The following is a 12534-nucleotide window of genomic DNA, read 5'->3' as shown; positions in this document are numbered from 1 at the left end:
GTGGCCGTCACAGGTCGATGACGACCTTGACGTCGCCGGTGCCCGGCTGGAACGCCTCTGACGCCCGCTCCAGCGGCAGCCGCCGGGTGATCAGCCGCTCCAGCCACCTGAGCTCCGCCGCGGCCAGCGCGTCGGCGGCGAGCCGGAAGTGGCGCTGATTGCCGTTGACCGAGCCGAAGACCACGCTGTTGGTGAGCACGAGGTCGCGGTTGATCCCTTCCACGTCCACCGGCAGCGTCGCGCCGGACGGGGAGACGCCGGTGAGGCAGACGATGCCGGCGGCGGCGGTACGGGTCATCGCGTCGATGATCAGCTGCCCGGTGCCCGTGGCCTCGATGATGACGTCGGGCCGGAGGTCGCCGACCGCGTTGAGCGCCGAGCCGCTGTGGTAGGTGCCGCCGAGCGCGGTCACCAGCTCCGGCTTGAGCCCGCCTTCGACCTGGTCGAGCACGTGCACCTCCAGCCCGCGCTGCCTGCCGAGCAGAGCCGCGAGCAGGCCGATCGGCCCGGCGCCCGTGACGAGTACCGAGCGTGGCTCGAACCTGGCGCGCGAGCCGATGCGCTCGATGTGCTCCCAAGCCTTGGCGACCACCGAAGCCGGCTCGATCAGCACGCCGACCGGCTCCAGCGCCGGATCCAGCGCCACCGCGTAGCCGGTCTCGACGGTCCAGCGCTCGCTGCCGTACCCGTCGAGCTCCTTGATGCCGCGCTCGGTGTAACGGCCGTTGCGGCACATGTCGAACTCGTCCCCGGCGCACGCCGGGCACGGCTCGGGATCAGGGCGGCGTACCACGCCGACCACGAGGTCGCCGGGGGAGAAGCCGGAGCCGGCGGGCGCCTCGATCACTCGCCCGAGCGACTCGTGGCCGAGGATCATGCGCCGGTCCGACGGCCAGCCGAAGTCGGCCGCGGCCAGCTCCCTGTCGGTCCCGCAGACACCCAGGGCCAGCCCCCGCACCAGGAGTTCGTCCCGCTTCGGCGCTGGATCGTCAACCTCCTCCACCGCGAGAGATCCCTGTTCACCCGGCTGCCACGTCAGTGCTCGCATGCCCGGATTACTACCCCGCCTGGAAACGTTGGGAATTAGTAGGACGTCCTAGTATCTTGTTGGGAGAGCCCCCACAAAGGAGTGATCTGGCGTGCACGTACCGGTGAACCCTGTCCGTTTCGTGACCGCCGCGGCGCTGTTCGACGGCCACGACGCGGCGATCAACATCATGCGGCGGATCCTCCAGTCGCAGGGGGCGGAGGTCATCCATCTCGGGCACAACCGTTCCGTGGACGAGATCGTCACCGCCGCCGTCCAGGAGGACGTCCAGGGCGTGGCGATCAGCTCCTACCAGGGCGGCCACGTGGAGTTCTTCAGCTACCTGGTGGACCTGCTGCGCGAGCGCGGCGCCGGGCACGTGAAGGTGTACGGCGGTGGCGGCGGCGTCATCGTCCAGGACGAGATCGACCTGCTGCACTCCCGTGGCGTCACTCGCATCTTCTCGCCGGAGGACGGCCAGCGGTACGGCCTGCCCGGCATGATCAACAAACTGATCGAGGAGTGCGACGTCGAGCTGGACGGCGTCCCCTCGGTCGAGGCCGTCGGCTCCGGCGACCAGACGGCCCTGGCCAGGGCGATCACCCTGATCGAGTCAGGCCGCGCCCCTGCCGCACTTCTGGACGGCCTGCGCGCCGCCGGCGACACTCGCGCTCCTGTGCTCGGCATCACCGGCACCGGCGGGTCCGGGAAGTCGTCGCTCACCGACGAGCTCGTCCACCGCCTCCGCGTGGACAACGACGACAAGCTGCGCATCGCCATCATCGCGATCGACCCGACCCGCAGGCGCGGCGGGGGAGCGCTGCTCGGCGACCGCATCCGGATGAACAGCCTCGGCCCGCAGACCTACTTCCGCTCGCTGGCCACCAGGGGCGCCGCCAACGAGGTCCCCGTCTGCCTCGACGACGTGATCACCGCCTGCCGGGCCGCCGGCTACGACCTGGTCATCGTCGAGACCCCGGGCATCGGGCAGGGCGACGCCGGGATCGTGCCGCACGTGGACGTGCCTATCTACGTCATGACCCCGGAGTTCGGCGCGGCGTCCCAGCTGGAGAAGATCGACATGCTCGACTTCGCCGAGGCCGTCGTGATCAACAAGTACGAGCGGCGCGGTGCGGAAGACGCCCTGCGCGACGTCCGCCGTCAGCTGGTCCGTAACCGTGAGGCGTTCGGGGTCGCGCCCGACGACATGCCGGTGTTCGGTACGATCGCCGCCCGCTACAACGACGCCGGAGTCACCGCGCTCTACCACCACCTCAAGGAACTCCTGGTGGACAAGGGCATGCGGACCGAGCCGGGCTTGCTGGCGCCGGTGCGCGGCCGTACGTCCCAGGTCGCTGCCGCGATCGTCCCCCCGGCGCGTGTCCGCTACCTCGCCGAGATCGCCGAGACCGTCCGCGACTACCACGCGGAGACGCTCGCCCAGGCGGAGGTGGCCCGCCGCCGCCAGCAGCTCACGGCCGTCCAGGCCCTGCTGACGGAAGGCGCGGCGGCCACAACAGGCGAGGACGCGGCGGCCGCAACGGGCGAGGGCGGGGCGGCCGGAGCGGGCGGGAGCCGGACTGACGGCAGGCTGGCCGAGCTCGCGGCCGCGGCCGAGGGGGAGCTGAGCGACGAGAGCCGCACGCTCCTGGACGGCTGGCCCGCCCTCAAGGAGCAGTACACCGCCGACGAGCTGGTCGTGAAGGTACGCGATCGGGAGATCCACACCCCCCTCTGGCGCGAGACCCTCTCGGGCAACCGCATCCCCCGCGTGGCCCTGCCCCGCTACACCGACCACGGCGAGCTGCTCAGGTTCCTGCGCAGCGAGAACCTGCCGGGCCGGTTCCCGTTCACCGCCGGGGTGTTCGCGTTCAAGCGGGACGACGAGGACCCCACCAGGATGTTCGCCGGAGAGGGCGACCCGTTCCGCACCAACAGGCGCTTCAAGCTGCTGTCCGGAGGCCAGTCCTCGACGCGGCTGTCCACCGCGTTCGACTCGGTGACGCTGTACGGGCACGACCCCGACCTGCGGCCCGACATCTACGGAAAGGTGGGCACATCCGGCGTGTCCATCGCGACGCTCGACGACATGAAGGTGCTCTACGACGGGTTCGAGCTGACCAGCCCCAGCACCTCGGTGTCGATGACGATCAACGGCCCGGCCCCGACGATCCTCGCCTTCTTCCTCAACGCCGCGATCGACCAGACCCTCGAACGGTTCGAGGCCGAGCACGGGCGCCGGCCGTACGAGGAGGAGGAGCGCGAGTTGCGCGCGCGGACCCTCGCCACGGTCAGGGGGACCGTCCAGGCCGACATCCTCAAGGAGGACCAAGGCCAGAACACCTGCATCTTCTCCACGGAGTTCTCGCTGCGGATGATGGCCGACATCCAGGAGTGGTTCATCCGCAACGGCGTCCGCAACTTCTACTCGGTGTCGATCTCCGGCTACCACATCGCCGAAGCCGGGGCCAATCCGATCAGCCAGCTCGCCTTCACCCTGGCCAACGGCTTCACCTACGTCGAGGCGTACCTGGCGAGGGGGATGCGGATCGACGACTTCGCGCCGAACCTGTCGTTCTTCTTCTCCAACGGCATGGACCCCGAGTACAGCGTGCTCGGGCGGGTGGCCCGCCGCGTCTGGGCGGTCGCGATGCGGGAGAAGTACGGCGCGGCGGAGCGGTCGCAGAAGCTCAAGTACCACGTCCAGACCTCGGGCCGGTCCCTGCACGCCCAGGAGATGGACTTCAACGACATCCGCACCACGCTGCAGGCGCTGATCGCCATCTACGACAACTGCAACAGCCTGCACACCAACGCCTTCGACGAGGCCGTGACCACGCCGTCGGCCGACTCGGTGCGCAGGGCGATGGCGATCCAGCTCATCATCAACCGCGAGTGGGGCCTGGCCCGCAACGAGAACCCGCTCCAGGGCTCGTTCATCATCGACGAGCTCACCGACCTGGTGGAGGAGGCGGTGCTGCGGGAGTTCGAGCGGCTGTCGGAGCGGGGCGGCGTGCTGGGCGCCATGGAGACCGGCTACCAGCGAGGCAGGATCCAGGACGAGTCGATGCTGTACGAGTCGCGCAAGCACGACGGCTCGCTGCCCATCATCGGCGTCAACACCTTCCGCAACCCGCGCGGCGACGAGCCCCACCAGAAGAAGGTGGAGCTCGCCAGGGGGACCGAGGACGAGAAGCGGTCCCAGCTCGACCGCCTGCACGGCTTCCACGACCGCAACCGGGCCGAGGCCCCCGCGGCGCTGGCCCGGTTGCGGGACGTCGCCATGTCGGATGGCAACGCGTTCGAGGTGTTGATGGAGGCGGCCCGCGTCTGCTCGCTCGGCCAGATCACGGAGGCGCTGTTCGAGGCCGGAGGACAGTACCGCCGCAACGTCTGAAGTCAGCAGTACTTCGCGCCGTCGAACGTGCGGACGCCCCTGGGCACCTTGCTCCAGATGGTCCCCTTCGGGGCCACGGACTGGCAGGCGCCATCGGAGCCGTGCGCCCAGACGATCTTCATGTTCATCCAGCGGCCGCACCCGTTGTAGGCGTAGCCGGTCTTGTAGACGGTGCCCTTCTTCTGCCAGAGACTCACGCAGGACGGGACCTTGCCCAGCGTGCTGGCCTGGGCGGGGGCGGCGGCCACCAGGCCGGCGGACGCGGCTCCGGCGATGGCCAGAGCGGCGAACGACTTGCGGAGGGTGATGTTCATTGTCGTGTTCCTCTCGATGTGCTCGATGTGCTCGATGAGAGGAAGGTAGGTCCGCGGGTGTTGAGGATCTGTTGAGGTTCTGTGCGGTCCCATGAGCGTCGATAGGATTGCAGGTCGGGGCACTATCGCTAACTGGAGGTATTCATGTCCGACGTCACGTTCAAGGGCAACCCGATCACCGTGGGCGGCACGTTTCTGAAGCCCGGCGACCAGGCGCCCGCGTTCCAGCTGGTGGGCGGGGACCTGAGCGACACCACGCTGGCCGGTTTCGGCTCCGCGACCAAGGTGCTCAACATCTTCCCGAGCGTCGACACAGGCGTCTGCGCCGCCTCGGTGCGCCGGTTCAACCAGGTGGCCGCCGACCACCCCGGCGTCGCGGTGCTGTGCGTCTCGGCCGACCTGCCCTTCGCGCAGAAGCGGTTCTGCGGCAGCGAGGGCCTCGACAACGTGACCATGCTGTCGCTCATGCGGGGGCGCGAGTTCCTGCGCGACTACGGCGTGGCGCAGGAGACCGGACCGCTGGCCGGCCTGGCCGCGCGCGCGGTGATCGTGCTCGACGGCGACAACCGGGTCATCTACGCCGAGCTGGTGCCCGAGATCACCCAGGAGCCCGATTACGAGAGCGCGCTGGGCGCGCTCAAGTAAGCCGTAGTCCGGACCACCCCGGGTCTCAGCTCTTCCTGCCCACCCCGCAGAGGACGAGCGAGGACTCGGGGTGCTCCGCGAAGTCGATCAGGTCGGCCTGGTCCGGGCGCCACCGCGGCAGCCAGGTCAGGCCCGGCTCGACCAGCTCCCACCCCGCCAGCAGCTCCTCGATCCGGTGGCGGGTACGCAGGGTCAGGGGAGCGCCGGCCCGGCGGTAGACCTCGGTGGCCTTGCTGACGGCGGCTGAGCGGGCGTCGCTGGTGCCGTGGGACATGACGAGATAGCTGCCCGGGGCCAGGGATTCGCGGATGGCGGTCATGATGCGCAGGGGATCGTCGGCCTCGCCGATGAAGTGCATGATCGCGACGAGCAGGACGCCCACCGGCTGATCGAAGTCCAGCGCCCCCACCACATCCGGATTTTTCATGATGTCGTGGGGATCGCGGAGATCGCCCTCCACCACAGTGGTCTGGCCGCTCCCCGCCAGCAGCGCCCGGGCATGGACCAGCACGACCGGGTCGCGGTCGACGTAGACCACCTTCGACTCGGGTGCGACCGCGCCGGCCACCTCGTGCACGCTGTCCCGCGTCGGCAGGCCCGTGCCGATGTCGAGGAACTGGGTGACGCCGCGGCCGGCGAGGAAGCGTACGGCACGACCGAGGAAGGCCCGGTTGGCGCGGGCGGCGGCCCGCACTTCTGGAGCCACCCGCAGAATCCGCTCAGCGGCCCGCCGATCAGCGGGGAAATGGTCTTTCCCGCCGAGAAAGTAGTCGTACAGCCGGGCGACGTTGGGCGTGTTCGGGTCGAAGCCCAGCGATTCTCGCTCCAACCAGCGATCCCCCGATCGATAGTTAACGATCTTTTCTCGGATTCTACGGATTTGTGACCATACTTGGGGCGATATTCCCGCACGCTGGGCGTTACTTGCCTTTAGTCCCTTTTGTCACACGGGTGGCGGTCTAAAGTGCCAGTGTGAGCCTCGACGACACCGGTGCGCCCGTCCATGTGCCCTCGAACGTGCGGCGGATCGTGTCGCTGGTGCCGTCGCTCACCGAGTCCGTGGCCGCGACCGTCCCCGAGGCGTTGGTCGGCGCGACCGACTGGTGCTCGCATCCGGCGGACCTGGACGTGGCCAGGGTGCGGGGGACCAAGAACCCCGACCTCGACGCCATCCGGCGGCTCGCCCCTGACGTGGTCCTCGCCAACGCCGAGGAGAACCGGCAGCCGGACATCGACGCGCTGCGGGACACGGGCATCGCGGTGTGGGTCACCAGGATCGAGACCGTGGACGAGGCGTTCCGATCGCTTGACCGGATGTTCCGGGACGCCTGCCGGACCGCGCGGCCCGAATGGCTCGATCGGGCGGAGTCGGTATGGGCCGAGCCGGTGGCGGTGCGCCGGACCGCGATCATCCCGATCTGGCGGCGGCCGTGGATGGTGGTGGGGCGCGACACGTTCACCGGCGACGTGCTCGGCCGGCTCGGTGTGCGCAACCTCTACGCCGGTCACGCCGAGCGGTATCCCAAGATCGCACTGGCCGAGCTGGTGGAGCGGGGCGCCGACCTGGTGGTCCTGCCCGACGAGCCCTACGCGTTCAGTGCCGGTGACGGGCCGGAGTCGTTTCCCGGCCACAGGTGCGTGCTGGTGAGCGGGCGTGATCTGACCTGGTACGGCCCCTCTCTCGTCCATGCGCGTGACCGCCTTCTCCGGGCTCTGGGTTGACAACCGGAGCACCGCTCCGCATATGCTGCGGAGCAGTGCTCCGGATCGTGCCCGCGATCCACCGGCAGAGGGGACGAATGATGATGAAGGCTGTTCGGCTGCATGAGTTCGGCGGCCCGGAGGTGCTGACGTACGAGGAGGTCCCGCCTCCCGAACCCGGGCCCGGCGAGGTGCTGATCCGCGTGCACGCGGCCGGGCTGAACCCGCCCGACTGGTACGCGCGCATCGGCTTCGCGAACATCCCGGAGGCGATGCGACCGAAGCTGCGCCTGCCGTACATCCCGGGTTCGGACGTCTCGGGCGTCGTCGTCGGCCTCGGCCCGGAGGTCACCGGGCTGGCCGAAGGCGACGCCGTGTTCGGGCTGGTCCGCTTTCCCGACGTCGACAACGGCTGCAGGGGCTACGCGGAGTACGTGACCGCGCCCGTGGCCCACCTGGCCCGCAAGCCCGCCGGGCTCGACCACGTCCACGCCGCCGCCGTGCCCATGGCGGGGCTCACCGCGTACCAGATCCTGTTCGACCACCTGCGGCTCGAACCGGACAAGACCGTGCTGGTCAACGGCGCGGCCGGCGGGGTCGGGCACTTCCTCGTGCAGCTGGCCAAGACCAAAGGCGCGTACGTCATCGGCGTCGCCTCGGGACGCCACGAGGCGTTCCTGCGCGAGCTGGGCGTCGACCGGTTCATCGACTACACCACCACCGCGGCCGAGGAGGTCGTCCGCGACGTGGACCACCTCTTCGACACGGTCGGCGGTCCCCACGGCCACCGGTTCCTCCCGATGCTCAGGCGCGGGGGCACGATCAGCCCGGTCTTTCTCGGCGAATACCACCGCGAGCGCGCCGCCGAGCTGGGCATCACGTTCGCGTCGGGACAGGTCCACTCCGACGGCGGGCAGCTGGCCGAGCTGGCCAGGCTGATCGAGGCCGGTCACGTGCGCGCCGGGATCGACAGCGTCTTCCCGCTCGCCGAGGCCGCCAAGGCCCACGAACGCGCCGAACAGGGCCATATTCAGGGCAAGATCGTCCTACGGGTCGCCGAGGATTAGGGCATCACACCGCTTTCGTGCGCGGCGGGCCCGCGAGGGCGGCGTCGACGGCGGCGGGGGACAGGACGTGCTCGATGACGAGCACGGCCGTCCCCACGATCCCCGCGCGGTCGCCCAGCGAGCTGTTCACGATCTCCAGGTTGCGGGTCGTGTACGGCAGGCTGCGGCGGTACACGCTCTCCCTGATGCCCGTCAGGTAGTGCTCCCCGGTCTCCGCCATGTCGCCCGCCAGCACCAGGACGGCGGGGTTGAGCAGGCTGACCGCGGTGGCGAGGACGACGCCGACCGTGCGGCCCGCCTCCTGGGTGAGGGCGATGGCCGTCGGATCGCCGGCCTGGACCAGGCGGACGACCTCGCGGCTGGACTCCCTGCCGAGGTTGGCGGCGAGGGCCTGGCCGCTGGCCAGCGACGCGACGCAGCCCCGGGAGCCGCAGGTGCAGACACGGTCGTCGCTCTCGTGCAGCCGGACGTGGCCGAGGTTGCCGGCGGCGTCCTCGACGCCTCGGTAGATCCGGCCGTCGAGGACGATGCCGGTGCCGATGCCCGTGGAGACCTTGAGCAGGAGCAGCGACCGGCTCCGCCGCCAGAAGGACCACCACTCGCCGTACGCCATCGCGTTGGCGTCGTTCTCGACCAGGACCGGCACGTTGAACGCCTCCCGCAGCGCCGCGCCGATCGGGTGGTCGTCCCAGCCGGGCATCAGGAAGGACCTGATCACCCGGCCGGAGTTGTGGTCCACCGAGCCCGGCAGGTCCATGCCGATGCCGCAGACCTGGGCGGACGTCCGTCCCGAGCGGTCGAGCAGGCGCTGGAAGGCCTGCCGGATCCAGGAGAGTACGTCCTCGGGGCCGCGGTCGATGCGCAGCTCGGCGTGCTCCTCGGCCATCGGCCGGGCCGCGAGGTCGGTCAGCGCCACGCGCGCGTGGCTGGCGCCCAGGTCGGCCACCAGCACCAGGCGGTTGGTCGGGTCGATGTCCAGCACCGAGGGCGGCCGCCCGCCCCCGGAGGCGCCGACACCGGACTCGTGGATGTATCCGGCCTCGATCAGCCGGTCCACCCGTTCGGTGATCGTCGATCGGGACAGGCCGGTGTACGCGATGAGCTCTTTGCGGGTACGGCAGGTTCCATTGCGGATCAGCTGGAGGATCTGCCCTGCCGTCAGCATGGTTATCCCTTCTCCGCTCCGGCCGTGAGTCCCTCGGTCAGGAGCCGCTCACCGGCGAAGAACACGATCACGATGGGCAGTGTCAGAACCACCGATCCTGCCATGAGAACCGTCGTCGGGATCTCGATACTGCCCGCGAGCTGGGAGAGTCCCAGCGAGACCGTCCAGCTCTCCCGTTTCTCGACGAGGAAGAGCAGGGCGAACAGGAACTCGTTCCAGGCGATCATGAACGCGTAGAGGCCGGTGGCCATGAGCGCGGGCTTGGACAGCGGCAGCACCACTCGCCAGATGGTCGACAGGCGGGTGCAGCCGTCGATCGCAGCCGCCTCCTCCACGCTCTGCGGCACGGTCTCGAAGTAATTGCGGAGCATGTATACCGTGACGGGCACCGTCTGTGCGATATAAACCAGGATCAATCCCAGCAAAGACCCCCGAAGTCCGAGCATCGTGAAGAGCACGAACAGCGGGATGGCCAGCACGATCGCCGGAAACAGGTACACGGCCAGGAACACGAAATGCACCTGCCGCCGCCCGAAGAACCGCAGCCTGGCCACCGCGTACGCGCCCGGGATCGAGATCAGCAGCGTGACCGCCACCGACGAGACGGCCACGATCGCGCTGTTGCGCATGAAGCTCAGGAAGCCCTGCTTGGTCAGCACGTTCGTGTAGGTGTCGATGGTGAAGCTGCGCGGCCAGATCGAACCTGGGTCGAGGATCAGCTCCTGGATGTCGCGGAACGACAGCGTCACCATGTAGAAGAACGGGAAGGCGGTGATCACGAACAGAAAGAGGATCACCAGCGGCTTCAGCACCCGGAACAGCGCGCGCTCGAACCTATCCCTGCTCACGCTCACCCCCTGCGAAGAACCTCAGATACAGGACCAGGAACACGACCAGGACGACCGCCAGCACGATCGCCTGGGCGGCCGACGCGCCGATGTCGTCGCGCGCGGTCAGGAAGTTGTAGACGCGCACGCTCACCACCTCCGTGCCGGCCCCGCCGCCGGTGAGCAGGTAGACGTCGTCGAACTTGGTGAAGGTGAACACGAACCGCAGCACCGACAGCAGCGCGATGATCCTCCAGAGCTGCGGCAGGATCACGTACCGGAAGCGCTGCGTCGGCGTGGCACCGTCGACCACGGCCGCCTCGTCCAGCTCCGCCGGCAGCGCCTGCAGCCGGGCCAGGATGAACAGGAAGGCGAACGGGAAGTACCGCCACGCCTCGAACGCGATCACGGTGAGCAGCGCCACCGGCACCTGGAGGCCGAGGAAGGTGCCCTTGGCCTGGGTGAGGAAGGCGATGGGCTCGCTCAGCCAGGAGTTCACGATGCCGTACTGGGGGTTCAGCATCGTCTCCCACAGGAAGGCCACCGCCACCACCGGCGCCACGTACGGCACCAGGATGGACGCCCTGACCAGCGTGCGGCCCTTGAAGCGGTCGCGCAGCGCCAGCGCGGCCACCAGCCCGATCACGATCGACAGCCCGGTGCCCGCCACGGTGTAGACGAGCGTGTTGACCAGAGCCGTCCAGAACCCCGGCTCGGACACGACGTAGCCGAAGTTCTCCAGCGTGTAGTGCCCGAAAACGCCCACCCGGCGGATGTTGATCAGCCGGGCGTCCTGGAACGCCAGCATGATCGCCCAGAACAGCGGCAGCACCACCACCACGAGGGTGATGACCAGCGTCGGGGAGATCAGCGCCAGTCCCGCCCTGCCCTCCTGCTCCCGAAGTGTCCCGCCACGCCGGTCCGTCACTGCCGGATCCCGCGCTTGATGGTCTCGACGTCCTTCTTGGCCTGCGCCGCCGCGGCCTGCGGGGTGAGCGAGCCGTCCACGATCTGACTCAGCGCCTTGGGCACGGGCAGCTCGCCCATCGTGGCCCCGACCAGCTTGCCCTGCCCCTGGGGGATGCCCCAGCGGGCGAACGTGTCAGGACTCTTGCGCAGCGCGTCGAGCACCTCGGCCGGGTAGACGTCCGCGAGCGGCTTCTTGGTGTCGACTCCGGCGGGCAGCTTGTTCCACTTGTCGGCGAACCCCTTCCGGGTCGGGAACTTGCCCTCCGGTGCCATCCCGATCCACCGCTCGTAGCCCTCGTTCATCATGTACGAGACGAACTGCGCGGCGGGATCCTTGGCGGCGTCGCGGGTGATGGCCCAGGAGACGATCTCCCCGTACTGGGCGGGCGTGCCGTCGGGGCCCTTCAGCGCCGTGACCACCCCGGTGTTCCTGGCCAGCCACTCGGGATCCTGCCGGCACTCGGCGCAACTGGGCAGCGCGTCGTTACGGAGCCCCGCCAGCTCGTCCAGGATGAACGACGACCAGATGGTCATCGCCGCCTTGCCGGCGAAGTAGGTGGCCCTGGTGGAGTCGACGTCCTGCTTGCCCTTGACCGAGTAGTCCTTCGCCAGCTTCGCGTAGTACGCGAAGGCGTTCACGCACTGCGGCGAGTCAAGGGTGACATTTCCGGAATTGTCGACCAGCTGGCAGCCGTTGGCGAGCGCCACGTGCTCGAAGCTCTGCGCCGTGAACGAGTCCTTCGGCGCGATGGCCAGCGTGATGCCCGCGACCCCGCCTGCGTTGGGCCCGGTGTTGAGTTTCGCCGCGGCCCTCTCCAGCGCCTCGTAGGTGTCGGGCCGCTCCAGCCCGGCCTTCTGGAACAGGTCCTTGCGGTAGAGGATCAGTTGCGCCCACGCGTCACTCGGTACGGCCAGCAGCTTCCCGCCCGACGTGTCGAGTTCCAGGGCCCGCGCCGAGAAGCCGCCCTTGCCCAGCTTGTCGACGACCTGGCCCGGTGTCTCCGTGTCGAGCAGGTCGTTGGCCTCCAGCTCCCTGATGGACGCCAGGGGCAGGGCCCCGATGACGTCGGGCAGGTTCCCCGCGGCCGCGGCGGAGGTCACGACCTGGCTGAACTGGTCCTCGGCCACGCCGACCAGCTTGACCTTGATGCCGGTCTTCCGGGTGAAGTCGGCGATGATCTGGTTCTGCACGGTCATGCGGTCCTCAAGGTTCTCCTCGGTCCAGACCGTGATCTCGTTGGCGGCCTTCCCGGCGTCGTCGCCACACGCGGCCAGCGAGGCCGCGGCCAGCAACGCGACGGAGAGGACGGCGGTTACCTTCTTCGGCATGGCACGCTCCTCCGAACGGGGATACGCCAGATACGCCGCACTTACCCTGAACCGACACGACACAACTAGCGGTGCGATACCGAGACCCGTCTG

11 protein-coding genes are annotated in these 12534 nt (G+C 69.2%); 4 read left to right on the top strand and 7 right to left on the bottom strand.

Features of this window, described 5'->3' with window-relative positions:
* Positions 1-7: 7 nt before the first annotated feature.
* Positions 8-1048, bottom strand: coding sequence for a glucose 1-dehydrogenase (locus ACGFNP_RS19360; RefSeq protein ID WP_358316876.1), 1041 nt, complete (start codon positions 1046-1048; stop codon positions 8-10).
* Between the two features lie 91 nt (positions 1049-1139).
* Between ACGFNP_RS19360 and icmF the strand changes: the two genes are divergently transcribed.
* The gene (icmF, locus tag ACGFNP_RS19355) at positions 1140-4424 is read left to right on the top strand and encodes a fused isobutyryl-CoA mutase/GTPase IcmF (protein WP_393320183.1); all 3285 of its coding nucleotides are present in this window, start codon (positions 1140-1142) and stop codon (positions 4422-4424) included.
* Positions 4425-4426: 2 nt separating this feature from the next.
* Here icmF and ACGFNP_RS19350 read toward each other — a convergent pair whose 3' ends face one another.
* Positions 4427-4738 (bottom strand): hypothetical protein, encoded by a 312-nt coding sequence (locus ACGFNP_RS19350; protein ID WP_358316881.1) that lies wholly within the window; start codon positions 4736-4738, stop codon positions 4427-4429.
* Positions 4739-4882: 144 nt separating this feature from the next.
* On the opposite strand from ACGFNP_RS19350, the gene tpx reads away from it, so the two are divergent.
* Entirely contained in the window at positions 4883-5383 is a 501-nt protein-coding gene (gene tpx / locus ACGFNP_RS19345; protein ID WP_358316884.1) for a thiol peroxidase, read from the top strand.
* Positions 5384-5408: 25 nt separating this feature from the next.
* Here the strand turns inward: tpx and ACGFNP_RS19340 are convergent, their stop codons facing one another.
* On the bottom strand, positions 5409-6212 hold the full coding sequence (locus ACGFNP_RS19340; protein ID WP_358316887.1) for an SAM-dependent methyltransferase: 804 nt from the start codon (positions 6210-6212) through the stop codon (positions 5409-5411).
* Between the two features lie 143 nt (positions 6213-6355).
* Here ACGFNP_RS19340 and ACGFNP_RS19335 point away from each other — a divergent pair, with 143 nt between their 5' ends.
* Both ACGFNP_RS19335 and ACGFNP_RS19330 read left to right on the top strand, forming a co-directional pair.
* On the top strand, positions 6356-7105 hold the full coding sequence (locus ACGFNP_RS19335) for a helical backbone metal receptor (RefSeq protein WP_393320180.1): 750 nt from the start codon (positions 6356-6358) through the stop codon (positions 7103-7105).
* An 80-nt stretch (positions 7106-7185) separates the two neighbouring features.
* Positions 7186-8151: an NADP-dependent oxidoreductase gene (locus tag ACGFNP_RS19330; RefSeq protein WP_358316893.1), complete on the top strand. Its 966-nt coding sequence runs from the start codon at positions 7186-7188 to the stop codon at positions 8149-8151.
* A 4-nt stretch (positions 8152-8155) separates the two neighbouring features.
* Here the strand turns inward: ACGFNP_RS19330 and ACGFNP_RS19325 are convergent, their stop codons facing one another.
* The 4 genes from ACGFNP_RS19325 to ACGFNP_RS19310 are packed head-to-tail and all read right to left on the bottom strand — an operon-like array spanning position 8156 to position 12441.
* Complete coding sequence (locus tag ACGFNP_RS19325; protein WP_358316895.1) at positions 8156-9316, bottom strand: ROK family transcriptional regulator; 1161 nt, start codon at positions 9314-9316, stop codon at positions 8156-8158.
* Positions 9317-9318: 2 nt separating this feature from the next.
* Positions 9319-10164 carry a carbohydrate ABC transporter permease gene (locus ACGFNP_RS19320; protein WP_308126769.1) on the bottom strand — a complete coding sequence of 282 codons (846 nt, stop codon included), beginning with the start codon at positions 10162-10164 and terminating at the stop codon, positions 9319-9321.
* Positions 10151-11071 carry a sugar ABC transporter permease gene (locus tag ACGFNP_RS19315; RefSeq protein WP_358316899.1) on the bottom strand — a complete coding sequence of 307 codons (921 nt, stop codon included), beginning with the start codon at positions 11069-11071 and terminating at the stop codon, positions 10151-10153. The genes ACGFNP_RS19320 and ACGFNP_RS19315 overlap by 14 nt, the downstream gene beginning before the upstream one ends.
* Positions 11068-12441, bottom strand: a complete 1374-nt coding sequence (locus ACGFNP_RS19310) for an extracellular solute-binding protein (RefSeq protein ID WP_358316902.1) — start codon at positions 12439-12441, stop codon at positions 11068-11070. Before ACGFNP_RS19310 ends, ACGFNP_RS19315 begins: the two co-directional genes overlap by 4 nt.
* Positions 12442-12534: the final 93 nt, after the last annotated feature.

The sequence above is a fragment of the Nonomuraea sp. NPDC049269 genome (assembly GCF_043197155.1).
Lineage (GTDB): Bacteria > Actinomycetota > Actinomycetes > Streptosporangiales > Streptosporangiaceae > Nonomuraea.
This window is presented reverse-complemented; position numbering and strand designations above follow the sequence as displayed.

Coding starts and splice junctions, on each gene's coding strand:
- ACGFNP_RS19350 (WP_358316881.1), bottom strand. CDS start 4,738: ATGAACATCACCCTCCGCAAGTCGTTCGCCGCTCTGGCCATCGCCGGA.
- ACGFNP_RS19360 (WP_358316876.1), bottom strand. CDS start 1,048: ATGCGAGCACTGACGTGGCAGCCGGGTGAACAGGGATCTCTCGCGGTG.
- tpx (WP_358316884.1), top strand. CDS start 4,883: ATGTCCGACGTCACGTTCAAGGGCAACCCGATCACCGTGGGCGGCACG.
- ACGFNP_RS19325 (WP_358316895.1), bottom strand. CDS start 9,316: ATGCTGACGGCAGGGCAGATCCTCCAGCTGATCCGCAATGGAACCTGC.
- ACGFNP_RS19330 (WP_358316893.1), top strand. CDS start 7,186: ATGATGAAGGCTGTTCGGCTGCATGAGTTCGGCGGCCCGGAGGTGCTG.
- ACGFNP_RS19310 (WP_358316902.1), bottom strand. CDS start 12,441: ATGCCGAAGAAGGTAACCGCCGTCCTCTCCGTCGCGTTGCTGGCCGCG.